Source organism: Buttiauxella izardii (genome assembly GCF_003601925.1).
GTDB classification, from domain to species: Bacteria; Pseudomonadota; Gammaproteobacteria; order Enterobacterales; family Enterobacteriaceae; genus Buttiauxella; species Buttiauxella izardii.
In genome coordinates this window covers 365,845-386,486 of sequence record NZ_QZWH01000006.1, presented here as the reverse complement: position 1 = coordinate 386,486, position 20,642 = coordinate 365,845, and the positions used below count along the sequence as shown (strand labels likewise).

Sequence of the window (20,642 nt, the reverse complement as noted above, 5' to 3'; positions counted from 1 at the left end):
CGAGGATGTCGAGATGAACAAAGTATTAGCTCTGGTTGTTGCCGCTGCAATGGGTCTGTCTTCTGCTGCTTTCGCTGCTGAAACTACTGCCACTCCGGCACCTGTAGCCACTTCTTCTGCTGCTCACGCACCAGCTGCAAAAACCACTCATCACAAAAAACACAAGAAAGCCGCTACCGAGCAAAAAGCTCAAGCTGCTAAGAAACACAAAAAAGAAGTGAAGAAAACTGAAGCAGCAAAACCTGCACAGACCGAGCAGAAAGCTCAGGCTGCTAAAAAGCATCACAAAAAAGCAGTTGCGAAAACTGAAGCGGCAAAACCTGCTCAGAAAGCTCAGGCTGCTAAAAAGCACCACAAAAAAGCGGTAGCGAAAACTGAAGCGGCAAAACCAGCTCAGAAAGCTCAGGCAGCTAAAAAACACCACAAAAAACCAGTAGCTAAAACTACCGCTGCTAAACCAGCAGTTCAGCCAGCTGCATAAGGTTATCGGGAGCATCCCGTAGGCATAGCCACACGATTACCTAAGTAATTCGAGTTGTCGGTAGGCGGCAAGCGAGTGAATCCCCAGGAGCATAGATAACTATGTGACTGGGGTGAATAAGCGATGCCAACGCACCGACAACTTGAATTATGACGGTTAAAAACACCCGGTTCGCCGGGTGTTTACTTCCGGAGTCTGGATGATGTTGCGACGCTATAGTTTTGAAATCATCCTCACGCTGCTTATTCTTTGCGGCATTGTTACGCTAAGCTTCTGGCTTTAATGACTTTTTACTCCCACTTTTTGTGCGTCCCGTCTATAGTTAGACCATTCATCTCGTTTATATAAATATTAAAATTAATCGCCCCATCAGAGAGTGATATGCGCAAAAAAGTTGTGATGCTGCTTGGAATGCTGTGTTTTTTACCCGCCATAACTCATGCCGATGACGAAAGCGCCGCGGACGTCAAAACGCTATTTTTTGGTAAGGATGACCGTACCCGCGTCACCGACCCCGCGTCTCAACCGTGGGATGCCATTGGTCAGCTTGAAACCGCCAGCGGTAATTTATGCACCGCGACTTTAATTTCCCCTCATCTGGCGCTGACTGCCGGACACTGTTTGCTGCAACCGCCTCGCGGCAAGCCCGATAAAGCCATTGCTTTGCGTTTTGTTTCCAATAAAGGGAAATGGCGCTACGAAATTCATGACATTGAAGGCCGAGTGGAATCGACTCTGGGACGCCGCCTGAAACCGGATGGCGATGGCTGGATTGTTCCGTCAGGCGCTGCACCTCACGATTTTGGCCTGATTATTCTGCACAACCCGCCGTCTGGCATTACGCCGTTGCCTGTTTTTGACGGCGATCGCGACGCGCTCACCGCAGCGCTTAAAAGCCAAAATCGTAAAGTCACGCAGTCAGGTTATCCCGAGGATCATCTTGACGATCTCTACACGCATAACGATTGTCTGATTACCGGCTGGGCGCAAAAAACGGTGCTTTCACACCAGTGTGATACGTTGCCTGGAGACAGTGGTTCGCCATTGATGCTAAAAACCGACAACGGCTGGCAGTTAATTGCGGTACAGAGTTCGGCTCCGGCGGCTAAAGACCGTTACCGCGCCGATAACCGGGCGATTTCCGTGACGGGTTTTCGTGACCAGCTACAGAGTTTAGCTAATCAGTAATTTCACCGCCCGGTCATAACGCCGGGCGGTTTTACGTTTAAGCCAGTTTGATCAGCACCATTCCCGCCAGCAACAGAACCAGCCCAATCCAGCCTTTGCGATTTAGCCGTTGGCCGAACAAAATCCAGCCCGCCGCCACCGTGGCCATAATGCCGAAACCGCCCCACAGCGCATAAGCCACCGACAGTTCGATGCCTTTTACCGCCTGCGCCAGTGCGCTAAAGGCCGCCAACACCGCACACAGCGACAACACGCCGTACCCAAAACGGCGGAAACCGTCAGAGTGTTTAAGCAGGATGTTAGCAACAATTTCCAAAACAATGGCCAGCAGTAACCACAACGCGTGAACCCATTCAAACGACGGCATGTTCCCTCTCCTTCGCAGACTTCAACGGGCGTGATTTTTTGGTGCTGGTTCCTGATTTAATCAGGGCAATGCCAACCACCAATGTGGTCAATCCGATTATTTTTAGTAGTGAAATGGACTCATCAAACAATAAGACGCTAAACAGGGTGATGAATAAAATGCCGATGCCTTCCCACATCGCATAAGCGACGCCAAGTGCGATTTTTTTAACCGAAAACGAAAGTAAAATATAAGACAGCGCAATCATTAACAGCATGAAAATATAACCGAGATTATCATCACTGACGCTCGACCATTTCATAGATAAAGTGCCGGTAATTTCAGCAGCAATCGCGAGTGCTAATAAAATCCAATAGATCATGATTTCTCTCCTGACAGAGAAAATAGCCTAACCATAGCTTGCGAATGAGCTTAATAAAGCCGCAAACCAAATAAAAATAGATGTGATTTTTATCCCGAGATTATTCGAGATACTGCCAGGTAAAGGGATCTACAGCGCGTTGCGCCAGTGCTGTTCCCCGCAGAGGGTGAAAGCAGAAGAGAAAGATGGGGCTTGAAGGGTAACTAACGTTCTGAACAGCTTGTTCGTAAGCATAATGTCCATAATTTTCACAACGTATCCGCGGTGTTGCTTCTCATCAGTTGCGGATAGTAAATTGTCCTCAGTAGTCAAACACCCGGAATTTTTACCACATCACAGATTATTTCGCCAAGCCTTTTCAATTCTTTACGCTCGAACGCTGGAAAATAAGTGTATACCCCTTCTTTCCTCACCCGTATTATATGCCCACTAAGGAACAATCTATTCGGACGGGATATTCAATAATGGCAAAACCCATTATTTCAATGGGCGGCCTAAAAGCCGTCATAATGTGCGGGATGATTGTTATCATTCTGGTGGGCATTAAAATAGCGGCAGAGATTATTGTGCCTTTTATTCTGGCGCTGTTTATTGCCATTATCCTCAATCCAATGATTCGCCGTCTGGAACGCGTTCGTGTGCCTCGCGTGCTGGCGATTGTCTTCGTCATTTCGCTGATTGTTTGCTTTGTGGTGCTGTTACTCGCCTACCTTGGCACCACGCTCAATGAACTCACGCGCACCCTGCCGCAATATCGCTCATCGTTAATATCGCCGCTGCAAACGCTGGAACCCTGGTTACAACGCGCCGGGATCTCCGTATCAGTGGATGAACTGGTGAAATATATCGACCCGAATGCCGCGATGACGTTAGTCACCAGCCTGATCACTCAGCTTTCTACCGCTATGACGTCGATCTTTTTGCTGCTGCTGACAGTGGTATTTATGCTGACGGAAGTGCCGCAGTTGCCGATAAAACTTCAGCAATTAATGTCGCGCCCGGTTGAAGGCATGGGGGCGATTCAACGGGCGCTGGATAGCGTGAGTCACTATCTGGTACTGAAAACCGCCATCAGCCTGGTGACGGGTTTAGTGGTCTGGCTCATGCTCGCAACGCTCGATGTGCGTTTTGCCTTTGTCTGGGCGCTGCTCGCATTTTCGCTAAATTATATTCCCAATATCGGTTCCGTTCTGGCGGCAATCCCGCCCGTGGCGCAGGTTCTGGTGTTCAGCGGTTTGTATGAAGCGCTGTTGGTGATTGCCGGTTATCTGGCGATTAACCTGGTCTTTGGCAATATTATCGAGCCGCGCATGATGGGCCGTGGCCTGGGTTTATCGACACTGGTGGTATTTTTGTCGTTAATTTTCTGGGGTTGGCTGTTAGGCCCGGTGGGGATGTTGCTGTCGGTTCCGCTGACTATCGCGGTGAAGATCGCGCTGGAGCAAAATGAAGGCGGCAAAAAAATTGCCGTGCTGCTCAGTGATGTGACTAAAAACTGATAATGCGGAGCCATTCATGGGAGTGGCTCCGGCTGCAATTTACAGGCTGTAACCCGGTTTTTTGGCGAGAGTGTCTAGCTGTGGAGCAATCTCTTTATCGTAGACCTCTTCCTTCCAGCGATCTTTCTCGATTGGCGTTAACGCCACGGAAAGCGATTCATCCGTTGAACTGAAATGCTTCTTAAGCACGTCACAAATATCGTTAGCCAGTGCTTGTTTTTGCTCGTCAGTCAGTTCACGTGGAAAGTGTTTTACAGCGATATGCGGCACAATAATTCTCCTGGTTAATCTATTTTCATTTACGGGAAACGTTAAAACCGACACGCGGCAGCAAACTCTTCGCGGCTGAAACCGTGGCGTTTATCGTCAACGCGCAGCCCGAATTTGTCCATCAGCAATTGATATAATTCATCAGCCTGTTCAATGATTCGCGGTTCGCCTTCGTTAAATTGCCAGTCGATTTGCGTCAGCATCGTTCCATCGACATTTTTCAAACAGAGCATTAAATGATGACGAAAATGGGACGCAGGCCAGGTCGATACATAGTGATTGCCAGCCTCGTGATCCGCGGGATACTGGAAACTCAAATCGAAACGGTACAGCGGCTGCCATTCGTCTTTATGCTGAATACTGAGTAAATAATCGTTTTCGACACGAGTTAAGTGATATACGCCGTGCGGAGTGGTTTGGGCGACGTCCGCTTCCAGGCGCACTGGCGCCGTTAAAGACTTGCCGCCAAACCCAACATCGGCAATAAAACGCTGCTGGTTTATCGTCACCAGCAGCAGGCGATGGGTGCGCGACGGCATTTCTGGGGGCAGAGACATCAGCACTCGCGCCCCTAAATCCTCGACTTCAAAGCCAATGTCTTCAAGGGCTGCACGCAATAAACCATTTTGCTCGAAGCAATAACCGCCACGGCCCGCCACCACCAGTTTATTGAATATGTCATCGAGGCCGAGGTTAATTGTACGCCCGAGCAGGACATCTAAATTTTCAAACGGAATCGTGGAAGTATGCAGTAAATGAATACGTTGCAGAGTTTCTAAATCTGGCGTTGCGACGCCATCGAAACCAATGCGTGTAAAATAGGCCTGTCGGTCAAAAGTCATCATCTCAATACCTTGAAAGCGGATGTCTTCACTATAATGCGTTTTTTGGGCGGCAAATGATCGATAATGCCTTCCCGACATCGGAACATCTGCGCCAGAAGGAAACCGCCATGAAAAACAAATCGATGACACTGTACGATGTGGCGAAACATGCCAATGTCTCTTACCAGACCGTATCGCGTGTCATCAATCAGGCGGCACACGTTTCTGATAAAACCCGGCGTAAAGTTGAAGCCGCCATGCAGGCGCTGAATTACGTGCCTAATCGCGTGGCGCAACAGCTGGCGGGGAAACTGAGCCACACTCTCGGGCTGATAACCAGCAATTTGTCACTTCATGCCCCGTCGCAAATCGCAGCGGCAGTAAAATCCCAGGCCAGCAAACTCCACTTCAACGTGGTGATGTCGATGATTGAACAGCCCGATTTAGACGCCTGTAAAAGTGCGGTGAACAGCCTGCTCTCTCAGCGCGTGGATGGCCTAATTGTGAACATTCCGCTGGAAGATGAACAAGCGCGAGCGATTCGCGATATGTGTGGCAATGTTGCGGTGCTGTTTGTCGATGTCTCACCGGAACTCGAAACCCACAGCATTACGTTTGATGCCACCGCCGGTACGCAGTTAGCGGTTGACCATCTGATTGCAAAAGGCCACCAGCAGATTGCCCTAATCAACGGGCCGCAAAGTTCGGTTTCCGCGCGTTTGCGTCTCGAAGGCTGGCAACGGGCACTGGCAAAACACCGGCTCAATGCCGTGGCACAATTGCAGGGCGACTGGAGTTCGTTATCGGGTTATCTGCAAACCCTGGCGCTCATCAGCCTCAACAGGCCGTTTACCGCCCTGCTGGTCGCCAACGATCAAATGGCGTTAGGTGCATTGCGCGCGCTGAACGAATCGGGTTTATCCGTTCCGGGGCAAGTTTCGGTGATTGGCTATGACGACACCGAAGACAGCGCCTGTTTTATTCCGCCGCTTACGACGATTAAGCAGGATTTTAAAGCGCTGGGCAGCGCCTGCGTTGATCAACTGACCGCGCTGATTCACAACGGCGACCTTCCCGCAAATGCGACGATCCTTCCGGTTTCGCTTGTTGAGCGCAAAACAACAGCGGCACCCAACGGCGAACACGAATCGCCGCAGGCTTTGGCTGATGCGCTGACCGCCCTCGCCCGCCAGGTTGCACGCCTCAACTGATTTCTGTGAATCGCCTCACCTGAAGATGTTTTGCTGCTTTACTTCTGTACAGGGAAAAATCATAGTAAATAAAATTGTGAGCGTATCGCAAAAATTCAAAGGAACAAACAATATGACGATAAAATCAGCTACTGTCGCCGCATCACTGGCTGCAATTCTTGGGCGACGCGACTGGGAAAACCCGGCGGTTACGCAACTAAACCGTTTGCCCGCTCACCCGCCTTTTGCCAGTTGGCGTAATGCTATTGATGCGCGTGACGATAAAGCCTCTGATTGTATCGTCAGCCTGAATGGTGAATGGCAATTTAGCTATTTCACTCAACCTGAGCGAGTTCCTGAAAACTGGCTGGCGGCTGATTTACCGGATGCTCAATCTTTGCCAGTGCCATCAAACTGGCAAATGCATGGCTTTGATGCGCCCATTTATACCAATGTCACCTATCCGATTCCCGTTACGCCACCGCAGGTTCCTCAAGACAACCCAACCGGTTGTTACTCGCTCACATTCAACGTCGAAAAATCCTGGCTGGACAGCGGCCAGACGCGGATTATTTTTGATGGCGTGAACTCGGCATTTCATCTGTGGTGCAACGGCCACTGGATTGGCTACGGCCAGGACAGCCGCCTGCCGTCTGAGTTTGATTTAAGCAGCGTGCTGCAAGCAGGTGAAAACCGCCTTGCGGTGATGGTGCTGCGCTGGTGCGACGGAAGCTATCTGGAAGACCAGGATATGTGGCGCATGAGCGGGATTTTCCGCGATGTGACGCTGTTGCACAAACCGACGACTCATCTGAGCAATGTGCGAGTCTCCACGCATCTTAATGAAGATTTCAGCCACGCACGGCTTGAAACGCAGGTCACGGTACAAGGCGAAAATGCAGAGTCGATGCAGATTGCAGTGCAATTGTGGCGCGGCGATGAGTGTGTTGGCGAAAAGCAGCAGAAACTCGGCAGCGAGATTATCGATGAACGTGGTGCTTATCACGACCGCACCACGCTCAAATTACCGGTCGCCAACCCGCTATTGTGGAGTGCCGAACTTCCAAATCTTTATCGTGTCGTTGTCGTTTTGCTGGATGGTTCAGGCAACACCATTGAAGCCGAAGCTTATGACGTCGGTTTCCGTAGGGTCGAAATCCATCAAGGATTGTTGAAGCTGAACGGCAAACCGTTGCTGATTCGCGGCACTAATCGCCATGAACACCACCCGATTAATGGCCAGGTGATGGACGCAGAAACCATGCGCCAGGACATTTTGCTGATGAAACAGCATAACTTTAATGCGGTGCGCTGCTCACATTACCCGAACCATCCGCTGTGGTATCGGCTGTGCGACCAATACGGTTTGTATGTGGTCGATGAAGCCAACATTGAAACACACGGCATGGTGCCGATGAACCGCCTGAGCGACGATCCGGTCTGGCTGCCCGCCATGACCGAGCGCGTGACGCGCATGGTGCAGCGCGATATCAACCATCCATCCATTATTATCTGGTCGCTCGGGAATGAATCCGGCCACGGCGCGAATCACGACGCGCTTTATCGTTGGATAAAATCCGTCGATCCAACCCGCCCGGTGCAATACGAAGGCGGTGGCGCAAACAGCGCGGCGACTGACATCATTTGCCCGATGTACGCCCGCGTCGACCAGGATCAGCCCTTCCCGGCAGTGCCAAAATGGTCAATAAAAAAGTGGATCGGCATGCCGGATGAAACGCGCCCCTTGATTCTGTGTGAATACGCTCACGCCATGGGTAACAGCTTCGGTGGCTTCCATAAATACTGGCAGGCATTCCGCCAATATCCGCGCCTGCAAGGCGGTTTCGTCTGGGATTGGGTCGATCAATCGCTGATTAAATACGATGAAAACGGCGAGGCGTTTTCGGCCTACGGCGGGGATTTTGGCGATAAACCTAACGATCGCCAGTTCTGCATGAATGGCCTGGTGTTCGCTGACCGCACGCCGCATCCGGCGTTATACGAAGCGCAACAAGCACAGCAGTTTTTCCAGTTTGAACTGCATCGTGAAAAGCCATTGCGCCTGGAGATTTCCAGCGAGTATTTGTTCCGCCACAGCGATAACGAACGCCTGATTTGGCAAATCGCGCAGGCCGGACAAACTCTCGCGACTGGAGAAGCGCTGTTAGATATTTCTCCGCAGGGAAAACAGACCATCACCTTCGATTCACTGCCGGAAATTACGCAAAACGGTGAAGTGTGGCTGACGGTAAAAGTGCAGCAAATCAATGCCACCGCATGGTCGGATGCCGGGCATATTTGCGCCTGGGATCAATGGCAACTTGCCGGCGTTCTGAATGCTACCGTGCCGCAAGCGTCGGGCGAAGCGCCGCAGCTTGAAATCAGCCCGTGCCATTTCGAGATCCGCCTCGGTCATCACCACTGGAAATTCAATCGTGAAACCGGGTTACTGGTTCAGTGGTGGAAAGCGCAACAACCCGCGTTGTTACAGCCGCTGCAAGATCAGTTCACTCGCGCACCTTTAGATAATGACATCGGCGTGAGTGAAGCAACACGCATCGACCCGAATGCCTGGGTCGAGCGCTGGAAAGCGGCAGGCATGTACCAGCTCGAATCGCAGCTGGAATATTGCGAAGCCGAAGCCCTGGCTAACGAAGTCCAGCTACGTACGGTTCACAGCTGGAAACACGGCGGCCAAACGCTGTTTATCAGCCGCAAACTCTGGCGAATGGATGACCAGGGCCTGCATATCAGCGTCGATGTGGATGTCGCTTTTGGCACGCCGCCGCCTGCGCGTATCGGATTAACCTGCCAGTTGGCACAGGTTGATTCACATGTGAGCTGGCTGGGTCTGGGGCCGCATGAAAACTATCCCGACCGCAAACAATCCGCGCTGTTTGGGAAATGGCAACGCCCGCTTGAGGCGATGTATACGCCGTATGTTTTCCCAACCGAAAACGGCCTGCGTTGTGATACCCATATGCTGGAATATGGCGACCATCTCTGGCGCGGCAATTTCCATTTCAATGTCAGCCGCTTTAGCCAGCAGCAATTGCGAGAAACCTCGCATCGTCATTTATTAGTGGAAGAAGACGGAAGCTGGTTGAACCTGGATGGTTTCCATATGGGCGTCGGCGGTGATGATTCCTGGAGCCCGAGCGTGTCGCCGGAATATTTGCTGGATAAACAACACTATCATTACGAAGTAAGCTGGACGCGCCGTTAAGTCAGAACGTTTCGGAGCAGGATCGCGCGACACTCTCGCCCTTTTCTGCTCCGGGTTCCATGCTTAACGCACGACTCAATTACCGTTCACGACACGGACCATCAGCCTGACTATGGTCCGCAGCACATGCCGGAAGCTGCCCGGCGTCGCTTTTGGACGTTGGCTTCATGCCTGGCGTCAAAACGCCGTGCTCGCGATGCGTACCTGTCCAGGTCGCATCCCAACCGCCTGCCGGTTTTTTGGATAGTGAAACCACAATGCTGTTGCCATGCAGTTCAATAAAGTTTTTATTAATAAAAGTGATACGCGCAGATTTACCGTCAATGTATGCCGCTTTAAAATCTTCATCAATATGGACTTCATGATATCCCTGAAAGTTAAGTGGGCCATCCGTAGCAATTCTTGCCGCAAATGCCGACGCCGAAGAGAATAAAGCGCCAGCCATCATTGCCCCCAAAACCGTTTTTTTCATCAGATTCATAATACAATTCCAAAAGAACTATCAAGTCAATTCCGACTATAAATATACGTTCAGAATTTAAAGTCAATCGCCCCCAAACAATAAAGCCATTATTTATTTGGTTTTAATTAATTCACTATGATTGATTTACCGATGTTACTTAAGCAACATCACCATTATTAACATATTTCACAAATTTACAATTTCTTACGAGTCGTTAACCCAGGATTCTAAACCGCCTTCAACAATTGAGCGGCAACTCCTGATAAAATCAACAGTAACAATATTTAGCACTGAATAATACAGCTATAACCAGATAATAAAACCACATACAAACGCCATTGTCGCTATAAACCAGAAGATAAGCCTGGCAACTGGTTACACCAGTGATCATAAAACCCACTTCGCTCTATGAGACATTTCCTGGTTAAAGCAATTTCAACGCTTAGTTGATTTACGTCAATCAACAATAAAGCGGATATTTACTCCTGACATCGCCATGCTATTTATTATCTCGCTCACAACAAATGTTATTATTACAACATCACGAGAAACACGATGAACGCACCTGAATCAAAAAAGAAAAACCGATCTTCCATTGGGAAGATTATGCTATGGCTGTTCTATTTATTCTGTATTTATGCTGCTTTCTGTTTATTTAACACGCTACTTTCCGTCAGCCATGTTGATGTCATTTCGGGACAAGAATCTGCCTTTCGATTTGGCGAAGCCGTTGCAGTAATTGGAGAATCCGCAAGCTTGCTGTTAGTGGGAGCCATTCTTGGCCTGTTGGCCTGGATCACCCGCGCAAAATAGCAGCGTTATTTTTTGTTATTAATACAATAATTTTCAATACAGGGTTTTACAAATGAGTAAGTTACTGAAGTTTTCCACCATGATTTTAATTCCAACCTTATTCCTGACCGGGTGCGTGATTAAGGAACCCGCAGAGCATTCGCATCATCACCACCGGGTGACCAACCAAAGCGAAGATGCGCAAGGGGTGCCTGAGTATCAACAAAGGCAGCGCCTGGACGAGTCCATCGACTGTAGCCGCCCGCTTCCCGTTGATGCCGTGAATTCACAAATCGACGCTTATGACCGTCAATGTAATTAAGACAAGTTAGTTATTACTGCTCAGCGATGGTTTGTCTCCACACAAACCATCGCTTTTCCTCTCGTTCTTAACAAAAGACATTAGCGTCCTTAACCATTTCTGGATAGGATCTAGCGCCCGTTTCGCCATGATGCTGAATTTATAAAAAGCCAGGCTTTGCAACGGGGATCTTTTTAACAAGGATACAGGGAAACATGAACACAACATCGAGCAGTAAACCAACCACCGAAGCAGAGAAACACGCCGCGAAACGCCGCTGGCTTAATTCCCATGATTCCGGTTATCACAAAGCGATGGGCAACCGCCAGGTACAAATGATTGCCATCGGCGGCGCCATTGGCACTGGCCTGTTTTTAGGCGCGGGCGCACGTTTGCAAATGGCTGGCCCGGCGTTAGCTCTCGTCTATTTGGTCTGCGGTATTTTCTCCTTCTTTATATTACGTGCGCTGGGCGAACTGGTGCTCCATCGCCCTTCCAGCGGCAGCTTCGTTTCTTATGCCCGCGAATTTCTCGGCGAGAAAGCCTCCTACGTGGCGGGCTGGATGTACTTTGTGAACTGGGCGATGACGGGCATTGTCGATATCACCGCCGTGGCACTTTATATGCATTACTGGGGCGCGTTTGGTGATGTTCCACAGTGGGTATTTGCCCTTTGTGCGCTCGGGATTGTCGGCACCATGAACATGATTGGTGTGAAATGGTTCGCGGAAATGGAGTTCTGGTTTGCGCTGATCAAAGTCCTCGCCATCGTTGCTTTTCTGGTGGTCGGGACGATTTTCCTCGGCAGCGGCAAAATGCTGGATGGTAACGCGACCGGCTTCCATTTAATCACCGATAACGGCGGTTTCTTCCCGCACGGTTTATTACCCGCGTTAGTTCTGGTGCAAGGCGTGGTGTTTGCTTTTGCTTCTATTGAACTGGTGGGCACGGCGGCTGGCGAATGCAAAGATCCACAAACCATGGTGCCGAAAGCGATTAACAGCGTTATCTGGCGTATCGGCCTGTTTTACGTCGGTTCCGTGGTTTTGCTGGTGCTATTACTGCCGTGGAATGCCTATCAAGCCGGGCAAAGCCCGTTTGTGACGTTTTTCTCTAAACTCGGCGTGCCCTATATCGGCGACATCATGAATATGGTGGTGCTGAGTGCCGCGCTTTCAAGCCTGAACTCCGGCCTGTATTCCACCGGGCGCATTCTGCGTTCGATGTCGATGGGCGGTTCAGCGCCTAAATTCATGTCGAAAATGAGCAAGCAGCAAGTGCCGTATGCCGGGATTCTGGTGACGCTTGGGGTTTATGTGATTGGCGTGTTTCTGAATTATCTGGTTCCGTCGCAGGTATTTGAAATCGTTCTTAACATCGCTTCGTTGGGGATTATTTCTTCCTGGGCGTTTATCGTGGTGTGCCAGATGCGCCTGCGTAAAGCGATTAAAGAAGGCAAAGCGGCGGATGTGAGTTTCAAACTGCCGGGTGCGCCATTTACCTCATGGTTGACGCTGTTATTCCTGCTCAGCGTGCTGGTATTAATGGCGTTCGATTACCCGAACGGAACTTACACTATTGCATCCATTCCATTGATTGCGGTGCTGTTGGTGTTGGGCTGGTTTGGCGCACGCAAACGCGTGCAAGAACTGGCGCATAATCCTGACGCGCATCCGGATGATGTGCCGAACGTGTAGTTCGCTTTAAAAACAAGGGCAGAAATTTGATTTCTGCCCTTTTGCTTTATAACGTCCCGCTAAATATCACCGGCCCGGTTGGCTGCCCGGTTGGCGATCCACCTTGCGGCTCGAGACTGATGGCAATCGTCGTGCCTGCTGCGAGCTTCACATTTCCCGCTGTTAATTGCGTCGCCCGTTGCGTCTCCACTAACCCGAGTGAAATCGGTTTTTCACCTTGTGGGATAGCCCACAGTTGCATACTGTTATTCGCGGCAACTTCACGAGTTTGCACTGGAACCAGGTTTAGCGTCTGGCGTGAAGAGTCGGTGCTGACGATCCATTGCCCTTTTGTCGCATCGCTACTGTTTAACACCACCAGCGGTGCAAGTTCTGGATTCTGAGTGGTGAACCAGGGCACGACGACAATTGCCGCCAACCCGGCCGCCAGCGCCCAGCCTAAGTAATTCCAGTTCCAGCTTGAGGTACGTTTTACCGGTGGCAAACTCAGCTGTATTTTCTTCCACACGCGTTCTGGAGGAACCTGCGCCACCACGTTGTTATCCAGAGCGGCGAGCATGGTTTGCCAACGTCCCAAAATGGCCGCTAATTCCGGTTCGTTAGCCAGACGGCTTTCAAAACGCAGACGCGCACCGCCGCGCAGGGTTCCGAGGGCATACTGGGCAGCAAGGGAGCTGTCGATGTCTTGTCTGCTTTTCATAATCCCACGCAGTCCTTCAGATGGCCGAGCGCACGGCGAACCCAGCTTTTAATGGTGCCGAGCGGTTGATGCATCCATGTCGCGATTTCGCTATGCGACATCCCCTGGTAATAAGCCAGTACCACACTTTGGCGTTGATCATCAGGAAGATGCGCCAGGCAGCGCGTGAGCTTATCGACTTCGTCAGCGCCGTGATGGTTCTCTTCAGTTTGAAAACTGCCCATCGGCGTATATTCGGTTAATTCTTCTTCAAGTTCGCTGGTTCGCGCAGTGCCGCTTCGCAGCCAGTCAATGCAGCGGTTGCGGACAATATGGGTCAGCCATGTCATCGGCGAACTGTGGGCCGGATCGTAAGTCGATGCGCGATTCCACACCGCCAGGAAGCTATCGTGGAGCACTTCTTCAGCCCAGGACGAACGGCGCAACATCCGTAGCGCGACGGGGAAAAGCAGCGGAGATGTCTGGCGATACAGTTGTTCAAAAGCGCGGCGGTCGCCATCGGCAACCGCTCGCACCAGCGCTACCTGTTGTTGCACCTGCTGATTATCCATATCTTTCCTGATTGGGTGTGAGTAAGGCACTCACACCGAGTATAGACAGTAATTATTTGGGCATCAGAACCGTGTCGATGACGTCTATCACGCCGTTTTTCTGGTTCACATCATACGTACTAATATTGGCAATATTTCCTTTGCCATCTTTAAGCTGAATGTTGTGCGGGCCGTTACTCATTATCCACAGCGGCTGCCCGTTGACGGTTTTCAACTCGGCATGGCCGCCGCCGTCTTTAATTTTTTTCTCGAGCTGTTTCATGTCGTATTTACCCGCCACTACGTGGTAGGTCAGGATGCTGGTCAGCGTGGCTTTGTTTTCTGGTTTCACCAGATTTTCAACGGTGCCCGCAGGCAATTTCGCAAAGGCGGCATTGGTTGGCGCAAAGACGGTAAATGGCCCAGGGCCTTGTAGGGTATCCACCAGCCCCGCCGCTTTTACTGCCGCAACCAGGGTCGTGTGATCTTTGGAATTCAGCGCATTTTCTACAATGTTTTTAGAGGGATACATGGCGGCACCGCCGACCATAACGGAGTCTGACATCATGGCAGCCATGGAGGTGGCACTGAACAGAAGCGATGTCGTCACAGCGGCAGTAATCAATTTGTTCATGGTTATTTCCTCATTCGTCAGGAGCGCGTTATTGGCTCACACTCTGATATACGAAAGAGGAATCAAACTGGATGCAGAAAGTTTGAAATATTTTTCTGAATCTTTGTTTTTCTTTGTTCGACTAAAAATTTGCATTAACGATATGTGCCGTTAACACTTTTCAAACATTCATCACAAGTATTAACATACCCCCTTGAATGTTCCAGATGGTTCGTCCGGAACGTAAAATGCTCCCACCAGTGAAAATGTCTGATGAAAATTGTGCACCATGGAAAGATTACCCTGCCACTGATACTGGTTCCCGCCCTCTCGGCTTTCGCCCTTCCTGCGCTCGCGGCGGAAGACACGATGGTTGTCAGCGCCACGCCAGGCCCGATTTCAGAACTGGATACGCCTGCGGCGGTGACTGTGGTAAATGGCGACGATATGCGCCAGGCGGCACCGCGCGTGAATCTTTCTGAAAGCCTCGGTAGCGTGCCAGGTTTGCAAGTTCAGAATCGCCAGAATTACGCGCAAGATTTGCAGCTTTCGGTTCGTGGATTTGGTTCGCGTTCCACTTACGGCGTGCGCGGGATCAGAATGTATGTCGATGGTATTCCCGCCACTATGCCCGACGGGCAAGGGCAAACGTCAAATATCGACATTAACAGCGTTGAAAGTATTGAAGTGCTGCGCGGGCCATTCTCTGCGCTCTACGGCAACGCATCGGGCGGCGTGATCAACGTAACGACCACTACCGGCACGCAGCCGCCAACGCTCGAGGCCAGCACTTATTACGGCAGTTTTGGAAGCTGGCGAAACAGCGTTAAAGCGACCGGCGCAACCGGTGATGGCACACAAGCGGGCGATGTGGATTACGCCATCTCAGCGTCACGCTTCACGACTCACGGTTATCGCGACCACAGCAGCGCGCAAAAAAATCTCGGCAATGCCAAACTGGGCGTGCGCTTGAACGAAGCGAGTAAATTAACGCTGCTGCTTAATAGCGTGGATATTGATGCCAACGATCCCGGCGGTTTAACTGAGCAGGAATGGCATGACAATCCGACTCAGGCTCCGCGCGCAGAACTGTACAACACGCGCAAAACGACCAAACAGACTCAGGCCGGGCTGCGTTATGATCGCCAGTTAACCGCTAACGACGATCTGAGCGTGATGATGTACGCCGGTGTGCGTGAAACCACGCAATATCAGTCAATTCCCGTGGCTCCACAGTTAAACCCGACTCACCCAGGTGGCGTGATTGAGCTGGCTCGTCATTACCAGGGAATCGATTCGCGCTGGACGCATCGCGGGGATTTGCTTTCCGTTCCGGTGACGTTCACTACCGGGCTGGATTACGAAACGATGTCGGAAAAACGCAAAGGTTATGAGAACTTTGTGGTCGAAAATGGCACCACGGTGTTGGGCGAAAAAGGCGACTTGCGTCGCGACGAGCGCAATCTGATGTGGAACGTCGATCCTTATCTGCAAACGGCATGGCAATTCACCGATAAGCTGAGTCTTGATGCGGGCGTGCGGTTTAGCTCGGTCTATTTTGATTCGAACGATCAATACATTGTCGGGAAAAATGGCGATGACAGCGGAGACGCAAGCTACCACAAATGGCTACCGGCTGCGGCGCTGAAATACGCGGTGACTGACGCCTGGAATATCTACACCTCCGCAGGACGCGGGTTTGAGACGCCGACCATCAACGAGCTTTCCTATCGTGATAACGGGCAGTCGGGTTTGAATTTCGGATTAAAACCGTCCACCAGCGATACGATTGAAATCGGCAGCAAAACCCGCGTCGGCAACGGCCTGTTTAGTGCCGCATTATTCCAGACCGATACCGATGATGAAATCGTTGCCGACCAGAGCAGCGGCGGGCGCACCACTTACAAAAATGCCGGGAAAACGCGCCGCCAGGGCGTGGAGCTTTCGGCGGATAGCCAGTTTGCTGAAGACTGGCGCGTGAAAATGGCATGGACGTATCTGGATGCCACCTATCGCAGCAATGCTTGTGGCACTGAAAGTTGCGAGGGGAATCGCATTCCTGGTATTGCACGCAACATGGGATACGCTTCGCTTGCGTATGCGCCACCGGAAGGTTTCTACGCTGGGGCGGATGTGCGCTACATGAGTGATATTCAGGCGAATGATGAAAATACCGCGAAAGCGCCTTCATATACCGTCGCATCGCTTAACAGCGGCTATAAACTGCGTATTCAGGAAAGCTGGATGTTAGATGTCTGGGGTCGCGTCGATAACTTGTTCGACCGCGAATACGTCGGTTCCGTCATCGTGAATGAAGGCAACAGTCGCTATTACGAACCGGCACCTGGGCGTAATTACGGCGTGGGTGTGAATCTGAGTTATACCTTTATGTAACGGCTTTACAGGCATAAAAAACGGAACCGAAAGGTTCCGTTTTTATTGGGCCAGGAGGAGAAGAATTACTCCATGGTTGCGCTGCCGTTAAGTTTGAAGACCACGTTCACCGTCAGGCCACGCGCTGGTTTGCCACTTTCGTAGCGCCATTTTTTCACGGCCATTTTCACTTCACGGGCGAACAGGTTTGAGTTCTTCCCTTCCAGCACGTTGATATTGCTCACGCTGCCATCCGGTTCCACATCAAATTGCACACGGACGTTGCCATCGAGGCGCAGAGAACGAGCGCGCGCTGGATAGGTCGGCGAATTTCGGCTCAGCGCACGAGGGCCAGTTGCCACCGGAGCGGTAGATGCGACAGGTGCTGCTTTAGCCACTGGAGCCGGGCGTGCAGGCGCAGTATTGGTCGGCGCTGCCGGACGCGGTTCAACAGGCTTAATATCGCGTTTCGGCTCTTCAACCTTTTTCACCGGCTTCGGTTTTGGCTTCGGTTTTGGTTTCGGCTCTGGCTTATGAATGACGACCGGCGCTTCTTTCGGCGGCTCGGGAATCGGTTCAGGCTCCGGCTCTGCAACCGGCTCTGGCGGCGGTTGCACAACTTCAGGCTGTGGAGGCTCAAGCTCAGCTGGCGTCACCATCGTGACACTGATCGGCTGTGCCGGTGCGGGCAACTCAATAACCTGATGATGTACCGAGGTATAGAGCAACCCCGCAACTACAGCACCATGTAGCACGACAGAGAGTGCGGTCGGCCACGGAAAGCGGCGAGGTAAATCAAGGGTCATTGACGTCATAATGGCTTAGGTGTCTTAAACAGGCGTTAATTTTAAATGCAAATAGCAATCATATTCAACAACGCATCGTATAAAGTCGTTTTTTTTCCTGCCAGGAGCGGGATTTCACCCCATTTGTTTACGCGATTTAACATCTTGTTAATACTAAAGAGATTTCAAGTTGCAGTATTGCCGCGCTTCCCTTACCGTGTTTTGGATACCCTACCTCTATAAGGAGTGCTGCTTGTGCTGTATGTCATCTATGCGGAAGATAATGCCGATTCTCTCGAAAAGCGTACGGCAGTGCGCCCTGCCCATCTGGCCCGACTACAACTTTTACGCGATGAAGGCCGCCTGTTAACGGCAGGCCCAATGCCTGCGGTCGACAGTAACGATCCAGGTGCTGCGGGTTTTACCGGTTCAACCGTTATTGCCGAGTTTGCATCACTGGAAGACGCGCAAGCCTGGGCCGAAGCCGACCCTTATATTGCTGCGGGTGTGTATAAACAAGTCGCCATCAAACCGTTTAAAAAGGTATTCTGAGTAAACTATTAGTACGGTGAATAAAGTTATCAGGAAATTATGATGGATCTTTTTGACGAGTCGTATGAACGCCATAAGCAGTCGGTGGGGAATCAGGAAGCTCGCTGGAATGCCTGGCTGGCTAAACACCCGTTAGTGATAGTCGCAGCGGGTGCGATAACGGTGTTGATTATTTTACTGGCAATGCATTTTTCGTAGCAAATTCGTCGAACACGAGTTAAAGAGACTGGGCACCGCAAGCGGTGCCCTTTTCTTTACGACGCCCATTGATCGTGAATGGCAAACAGCAAGGAGTTACGTTGGCGGTTTGTCTGGCACTTTCTGATGGCGTGAATGCGCATGTTGCGGCGTGACTGACCTTCCAGCCAACGCGCTCTACGCCGTTGTGTCTGACGAAGCATGCGCCACCGTCCGACCTCAGTTCTACTACGCCTCATTTTTACGACTCAGGTTGCATATAACACGCGACATTATAGTGTCTTCTTCCCGCCAGACCAGCCGTTTTACGATTAGTTTTAGTGTCATCATCTGGCGGTTGTGCGTAAACTCAAAAGCATACGGTTTCTAAAGGATTTTTGAACTATGACAACCTTCTATACAGTCGTTAGTTGGCTGATAATTTTAGGTTACTGGCTTTTAATTGCCGGCGTGACGCTGCGCATTTTAATGAAACGTCGCGCAGTTCCTTCTGCCATGGCATGGCTTCTGATTATCTATATTCTCCCGCTGGTCGGGATTATCGCCTATCTCTCGTTTGGCGAATTGCATCTGGGTAAACGTCGTGCTGAACGCGCTCGAGCCATGTGGCCATCGACCGCCAAATGGCTTAACGATCTTAAAAGCTGCAAACATATTTTTGCTGAAGAAAACAGTGAAGTCGCGGCATCGCTATTCCAGTTATGTGAACGCCGCCAGGGGATTGGCGGCGTTAAAGGCAATCAGCTTCAGTTGCTCACCACCTCCGATGAAACGATGCATGCGTTGATTCGCGATATCCAACTGGCACGCCATAACATTGAGATGGTGTTTTACATCTGGCAACCGGGTGGTTTGGCCGATCAGGTGGCGGAATCGCTGATGGCGGCGGCGCGTCGTGGTATTCATTGCCGCTTAATGCTCGACTCTGCGGGTAGCGTCGCATTCTTCCGCAGCCCGTGGGCGAACATGATGCGTAATGCGGGCGTTGAAGTGGTTGAAGCGCTCAAAGTTAATTTAATGCGTGTGTTCCTGCGCCGCATGGACTTACGCCAGCACCGCAAAATGGTGATGATCGATAACTATATTGCCTACACCGGCAGTATGAACCTGGTGGATCCGCGCTTCTTTAAGCAAGATGCAGGCGTCGGGCAATGGGTAGATTTGATGGCGCGTATGGAAGGCCCGGTCGCCACCGCGATGGGGATTGTGTATTCCTGCGACTGGGAAATCGAAACCGGTAAACGTATTCTCCCTCCCGCTCCTGATGCCAATATCATGCCGTTTGAGGAAGCTACCGGGCACACTATTCACACCATTGCGTCTGGCCCTGGTTTCCCGGAAGACCTGATTCACCAGGCGTTGCTGACTTCGGTCTATGCGGCGCGTGAATATTTGATTATGACGACGCCGTACTTTGTGCCAAGCGATGATTTGCTCCATGCGATTTGCACCGCCGCGCAGCGTGGCGTGGACGTGAGTATTATCATTCCGCGTAAGAATGATTCGTTACTGGTGGGCTGGGCGAGCCGTGCCTTCTTCACCGAACTGCTGGCCGCTGGCGTGAAGATTTATCAGTTTGAAGGTGGGTTGCTGCACACCAAGAGCGTGCTGGTCGATGGGCAATTAAGCCTGGTCGGAACAGTGAACCTCGATATGCGCAGTTTGTGGCTCAACTTTGAGATCACTTTGGTGATTGATGACTCCGGTTTTGCCAGCGATCTGGCCGCCGTACAAGACGACTATATCTCCCGCTCGCGGCTGGTAGACCTGCGTTTGTGGGTGAAACGACCAATGTGGCAGCGCGTGGTAGAGCGACTGTTTTACTTCTTTAGCCCGTTGCTGTAAAACGTGGCGCATTAGCACTCGATAAGTGGAAATAGAGATGGAAATGGATCTGAACAACCGCCTGACAGAAGATGAAACACTCGAGCAGGCTTACGATATTTTTCTCGAACTGGCGGTAGATAATCTCGATCCGGCAGACGTGATTTTGTTTAACCTGCAATTTGAAGAACGTGGCGGTGCTGAGCTTTTTGACCCCGCCGAAGACTGGCAGGAACACGTTGATTTTGACCTGAACCCGGACTTCTTCGCCGAAGTGGTGATTGGCCTGGCCGATACCGACGGTGGCGAATTGAACGATATCTTTGCCCGTGTCCTGCTGTGCCGTGAAAAAGACCATAAGCTTTGCCACATTCTGTGGCGCGAGTAAGTTCTTTGCACGGTCGATAG

25 protein-coding genes are annotated in these 20,642 nt (G+C 51.1%); 14 read left to right on the top strand and 11 right to left on the bottom strand.

The window, feature by feature from the left end; translation table 11 throughout:
* Positions 1 to 13: 13 nt before the first annotated feature.
* From asr to D6029_RS04980, 3 genes are all read left to right on the top strand, one after another.
* Positions 14 to 481 carry an acid resistance repetitive basic protein Asr gene (asr, locus tag D6029_RS04985; RefSeq protein WP_120063692.1) on the top strand — a complete coding sequence of 156 codons (468 nt, stop codon included), beginning with the start codon at positions 14 to 16 and terminating at the stop codon, positions 479 to 481.
* A 199-nt stretch (positions 482 to 680) separates the two neighbouring features.
* Positions 681 to 764 (top strand): small membrane protein YdgU, encoded by an 84-nt coding sequence (ydgU, locus tag D6029_RS22910; RefSeq protein WP_472297464.1) that lies wholly within the window; start codon positions 681 to 683, stop codon positions 762 to 764.
* A 98-nt stretch (positions 765 to 862) separates the two neighbouring features.
* Positions 863 to 1,669, top strand: a complete 807-nt coding sequence (locus tag D6029_RS04980; RefSeq protein WP_120063691.1) for a trypsin-like serine peptidase — start codon at positions 863 to 865, stop codon at positions 1,667 to 1,669.
* Positions 1,670 to 1,706: 37 nt separating this feature from the next.
* On the opposite strand, the gene mdtI is transcribed toward D6029_RS04980, so the two are convergent.
* The 3 genes from mdtI to D6029_RS22835 all read right to left on the bottom strand — a co-directional run bounded on the left by mdtI (position 1,707) and on the right by D6029_RS22835 (position 2,631).
* Positions 1,707 to 2,036: a multidrug/spermidine efflux SMR transporter subunit MdtI gene (gene mdtI / locus D6029_RS04975; protein WP_120063690.1), complete on the bottom strand. Its 330-nt coding sequence runs from the start codon at positions 2,034 to 2,036 to the stop codon at positions 1,707 to 1,709.
* Positions 2,023 to 2,400: a multidrug/spermidine efflux SMR transporter subunit MdtJ gene (gene mdtJ / locus D6029_RS04970; RefSeq protein WP_120063689.1), complete on the bottom strand. Its 378-nt coding sequence runs from the start codon at positions 2,398 to 2,400 to the stop codon at positions 2,023 to 2,025. The genes mdtI and mdtJ overlap by 14 nt, the downstream gene beginning before the upstream one ends.
* Before the next feature lie 126 nt (positions 2,401 to 2,526).
* Positions 2,527 to 2,631 (bottom strand): protein YdgV, encoded by a 105-nt coding sequence (locus tag D6029_RS22835; protein ID WP_418230244.1) that lies wholly within the window; start codon positions 2,629 to 2,631, stop codon positions 2,527 to 2,529.
* Between the two features lie 230 nt (positions 2,632 to 2,861).
* Here D6029_RS22835 and D6029_RS04965 point away from each other — a divergent pair, with 230 nt between their 5' ends.
* The gene (locus D6029_RS04965) at positions 2,862 to 3,896 is read left to right on the top strand and encodes an AI-2E family transporter (RefSeq protein WP_120063688.1); all 1,035 of its coding nucleotides are present in this window, start codon (positions 2,862 to 2,864) and stop codon (positions 3,894 to 3,896) included.
* 39 nt (positions 3,897 to 3,935) lie between these two features.
* On the opposite strand, the gene pptA is transcribed toward D6029_RS04965, so the two are convergent.
* Together pptA and D6029_RS04955 are read right to left on the bottom strand one after the other, a co-directional pair.
* A complete protein-coding gene (gene pptA / locus D6029_RS04960; RefSeq protein WP_120063687.1) occupies positions 3,936 to 4,166 on the bottom strand; it encodes a tautomerase PptA in 231 nt (76 codons plus the stop codon).
* A 41-nt stretch (positions 4,167 to 4,207) separates the two neighbouring features.
* Complete coding sequence (locus tag D6029_RS04955; protein ID WP_120063763.1) at positions 4,208 to 5,008, bottom strand: arylamine N-acetyltransferase family protein; 801 nt, start codon at positions 5,006 to 5,008, stop codon at positions 4,208 to 4,210.
* Between the two features lie 110 nt (positions 5,009 to 5,118).
* Between D6029_RS04955 and D6029_RS04950 the strand changes: the two genes are divergently transcribed.
* Both D6029_RS04950 and D6029_RS04945 read left to right on the top strand, forming a co-directional pair.
* Positions 5,119 to 6,201 carry a LacI family DNA-binding transcriptional regulator gene (locus tag D6029_RS04950; protein ID WP_120063686.1) on the top strand — a complete coding sequence of 361 codons (1,083 nt, stop codon included), beginning with the start codon at positions 5,119 to 5,121 and terminating at the stop codon, positions 6,199 to 6,201.
* A 112-nt stretch (positions 6,202 to 6,313) separates the two neighbouring features.
* Positions 6,314 to 9,406 (top strand): beta-galactosidase, encoded by a 3,093-nt coding sequence (locus D6029_RS04945; protein ID WP_120063685.1) that lies wholly within the window; start codon positions 6,314 to 6,316, stop codon positions 9,404 to 9,406.
* 79 nt (positions 9,407 to 9,485) lie between these two features.
* Here D6029_RS04945 and D6029_RS04940 read toward each other — a convergent pair whose 3' ends face one another.
* Positions 9,486 to 9,887, bottom strand: coding sequence for a hypothetical protein (locus D6029_RS04940; RefSeq protein WP_120063684.1), 402 nt, complete (start codon positions 9,885 to 9,887; stop codon positions 9,486 to 9,488).
* Positions 9,888 to 10,424: 537 nt separating this feature from the next.
* On the opposite strand from D6029_RS04940, the gene D6029_RS04935 reads away from it, so the two are divergent.
* The 3 genes from D6029_RS04935 to ansP all read left to right on the top strand — a co-directional run bounded on the left by D6029_RS04935 (position 10,425) and on the right by ansP (position 12,659).
* Positions 10,425 to 10,682, top strand: a complete 258-nt coding sequence (locus D6029_RS04935) for a hypothetical protein (RefSeq protein ID WP_120063683.1) — start codon at positions 10,425 to 10,427, stop codon at positions 10,680 to 10,682.
* 52 nt (positions 10,683 to 10,734) lie between these two features.
* On the top strand, positions 10,735 to 10,983 hold the full coding sequence (locus D6029_RS04930; protein ID WP_120063682.1) for a hypothetical protein: 249 nt from the start codon (positions 10,735 to 10,737) through the stop codon (positions 10,981 to 10,983).
* A 194-nt stretch (positions 10,984 to 11,177) separates the two neighbouring features.
* Positions 11,178 to 12,659: an L-asparagine permease gene (gene ansP, locus D6029_RS04925; protein WP_120063681.1), complete on the top strand. Its 1,482-nt coding sequence runs from the start codon at positions 11,178 to 11,180 to the stop codon at positions 12,657 to 12,659.
* Between the two features lie 46 nt (positions 12,660 to 12,705).
* Here the strand turns inward: ansP and D6029_RS04920 are convergent, their stop codons facing one another.
* From D6029_RS04920 to D6029_RS04910, 3 genes are read right to left on the bottom strand one after another with little or no spacing between them, the layout of a single operon-like run.
* Positions 12,706 to 13,359 carry an anti-sigma factor gene (locus tag D6029_RS04920; protein WP_120063680.1) on the bottom strand — a complete coding sequence of 218 codons (654 nt, stop codon included), beginning with the start codon at positions 13,357 to 13,359 and terminating at the stop codon, positions 12,706 to 12,708.
* Positions 13,356 to 13,910, bottom strand: a complete 555-nt coding sequence (locus D6029_RS04915) for an RNA polymerase sigma factor (protein WP_120063679.1) — start codon at positions 13,908 to 13,910, stop codon at positions 13,356 to 13,358. The genes D6029_RS04920 and D6029_RS04915 overlap by 4 nt, the downstream gene beginning before the upstream one ends.
* A 52-nt stretch (positions 13,911 to 13,962) precedes the next feature.
* Entirely contained in the window at positions 13,963 to 14,523 is a 561-nt protein-coding gene (locus tag D6029_RS04910; protein ID WP_115628997.1) for a fasciclin domain-containing protein, read from the bottom strand.
* Positions 14,524 to 14,775: 252 nt separating this feature from the next.
* Between D6029_RS04910 and pqqU the strand changes: the two genes are divergently transcribed.
* Positions 14,776 to 16,896: a TonB-dependent receptor PqqU gene (pqqU, locus tag D6029_RS04905; RefSeq protein WP_120063678.1), complete on the top strand. Its 2,121-nt coding sequence runs from the start codon at positions 14,776 to 14,778 to the stop codon at positions 16,894 to 16,896.
* A gap of 65 nt (positions 16,897 to 16,961) precedes the next feature.
* Here pqqU and D6029_RS04900 read toward each other — a convergent pair whose 3' ends face one another.
* Positions 16,962 to 17,690, bottom strand: coding sequence for an energy transducer TonB (locus D6029_RS04900; protein ID WP_208642662.1), 729 nt, complete (start codon positions 17,688 to 17,690; stop codon positions 16,962 to 16,964).
* Between the two features lie 225 nt (positions 17,691 to 17,915).
* On the opposite strand from D6029_RS04900, the gene D6029_RS04895 reads away from it, so the two are divergent.
* Both D6029_RS04895 and D6029_RS22495 read left to right on the top strand, forming a co-directional pair.
* Positions 17,916 to 18,212, top strand: coding sequence for a YciI family protein (locus D6029_RS04895; RefSeq protein ID WP_034455828.1), 297 nt, complete (start codon positions 17,916 to 17,918; stop codon positions 18,210 to 18,212).
* Between the two features lie 39 nt (positions 18,213 to 18,251).
* Entirely contained in the window at positions 18,252 to 18,410 is a 159-nt protein-coding gene (locus tag D6029_RS22495) for a hypothetical protein (protein ID WP_167455969.1), read from the top strand.
* 56 nt (positions 18,411 to 18,466) lie between these two features.
* On the opposite strand, the gene D6029_RS04890 is transcribed toward D6029_RS22495, so the two are convergent.
* Positions 18,467 to 18,649 carry a YciY family protein gene (locus D6029_RS04890; RefSeq protein WP_120063676.1) on the bottom strand — a complete coding sequence of 61 codons (183 nt, stop codon included), beginning with the start codon at positions 18,647 to 18,649 and terminating at the stop codon, positions 18,467 to 18,469.
* A 145-nt stretch (positions 18,650 to 18,794) separates the two neighbouring features.
* Here D6029_RS04890 and cls point away from each other — a divergent pair, with 145 nt between their 5' ends.
* On the top strand, positions 18,795 to 20,255 hold the full coding sequence (gene cls / locus D6029_RS04885) for a cardiolipin synthase (RefSeq protein ID WP_115629003.1): 1,461 nt from the start codon (positions 18,795 to 18,797) through the stop codon (positions 20,253 to 20,255).
* A 37-nt stretch (positions 20,256 to 20,292) separates the two neighbouring features.
* The gene (locus D6029_RS04880; protein WP_034494996.1) at positions 20,293 to 20,622 is read left to right on the top strand and encodes an HI1450 family dsDNA-mimic protein; all 330 of its coding nucleotides are present in this window, start codon (positions 20,293 to 20,295) and stop codon (positions 20,620 to 20,622) included.
* Positions 20,623 to 20,642 lie beyond the last annotated feature (20 nt).

What these genes read in the sequence shown, in the direction of transcription:
- mdtI (WP_120063690.1), bottom strand. Translation starts at nt 2,036, where the DNA reads ATGCCGTCGTTTGAATGGGTTCACGCGTTGTGGTTACTGCTGGCCATT.
- ansP (WP_120063681.1), top strand. Translation starts at nt 11,178, where the DNA reads ATGAACACAACATCGAGCAGTAAACCAACCACCGAAGCAGAGAAACAC.
- D6029_RS04945 (WP_120063685.1), top strand. Translation starts at nt 6,314, where the DNA reads ATGACGATAAAATCAGCTACTGTCGCCGCATCACTGGCTGCAATTCTT.
- pqqU (WP_120063678.1), top strand. Translation starts at nt 14,776, where the DNA reads ATGAAAATTGTGCACCATGGAAAGATTACCCTGCCACTGATACTGGTT.
- D6029_RS22495 (WP_167455969.1), top strand. Translation starts at nt 18,252, where the DNA reads ATGATGGATCTTTTTGACGAGTCGTATGAACGCCATAAGCAGTCGGTG.
- D6029_RS04965 (WP_120063688.1), top strand. Translation starts at nt 2,862, where the DNA reads ATGGCAAAACCCATTATTTCAATGGGCGGCCTAAAAGCCGTCATAATG.
- D6029_RS04910 (WP_115628997.1), bottom strand. Translation starts at nt 14,523, where the DNA reads ATGAACAAATTGATTACTGCCGCTGTGACGACATCGCTTCTGTTCAGT.
- cls (WP_115629003.1), top strand. Translation starts at nt 18,795, where the DNA reads ATGACAACCTTCTATACAGTCGTTAGTTGGCTGATAATTTTAGGTTAC.
- ydgU (WP_472297464.1), top strand. Translation starts at nt 681, where the DNA reads ATGATGTTGCGACGCTATAGTTTTGAAATCATCCTCACGCTGCTTATT.
- asr (WP_120063692.1), top strand. Translation starts at nt 14, where the DNA reads ATGAACAAAGTATTAGCTCTGGTTGTTGCCGCTGCAATGGGTCTGTCT.
- D6029_RS04955 (WP_120063763.1), bottom strand. Translation starts at nt 5,008, where the DNA reads ATGACTTTTGACCGACAGGCCTATTTTACACGCATTGGTTTCGATGGC.
- D6029_RS04950 (WP_120063686.1), top strand. Translation starts at nt 5,119, where the DNA reads ATGAAAAACAAATCGATGACACTGTACGATGTGGCGAAACATGCCAAT.
- D6029_RS04935 (WP_120063683.1), top strand. Translation starts at nt 10,425, where the DNA reads ATGAACGCACCTGAATCAAAAAAGAAAAACCGATCTTCCATTGGGAAG.
- D6029_RS04915 (WP_120063679.1), bottom strand. Translation starts at nt 13,910, where the DNA reads ATGGATAATCAGCAGGTGCAACAACAGGTAGCGCTGGTGCGAGCGGTT.
- D6029_RS04920 (WP_120063680.1), bottom strand. Translation starts at nt 13,359, where the DNA reads ATGAAAAGCAGACAAGACATCGACAGCTCCCTTGCTGCCCAGTATGCC.
- D6029_RS04940 (WP_120063684.1), bottom strand. Translation starts at nt 9,887, where the DNA reads ATGAATCTGATGAAAAAAACGGTTTTGGGGGCAATGATGGCTGGCGCT.
- D6029_RS04880 (WP_034494996.1), top strand. Translation starts at nt 20,293, where the DNA reads ATGGAAATGGATCTGAACAACCGCCTGACAGAAGATGAAACACTCGAG.
- D6029_RS22835 (WP_418230244.1), bottom strand. Translation starts at nt 2,631, where the DNA reads ATGCTTACGAACAAGCTGTTCAGAACGTTAGTTACCCTTCAAGCCCCA.
- D6029_RS04890 (WP_120063676.1), bottom strand. Translation starts at nt 18,649, where the DNA reads ATGAGGCGTAGTAGAACTGAGGTCGGACGGTGGCGCATGCTTCGTCAG.
- D6029_RS04900 (WP_208642662.1), bottom strand. Translation starts at nt 17,690, where the DNA reads ATGACGTCAATGACCCTTGATTTACCTCGCCGCTTTCCGTGGCCGACC.
- D6029_RS04980 (WP_120063691.1), top strand. Translation starts at nt 863, where the DNA reads ATGCGCAAAAAAGTTGTGATGCTGCTTGGAATGCTGTGTTTTTTACCC.
- D6029_RS04930 (WP_120063682.1), top strand. Translation starts at nt 10,735, where the DNA reads ATGAGTAAGTTACTGAAGTTTTCCACCATGATTTTAATTCCAACCTTA.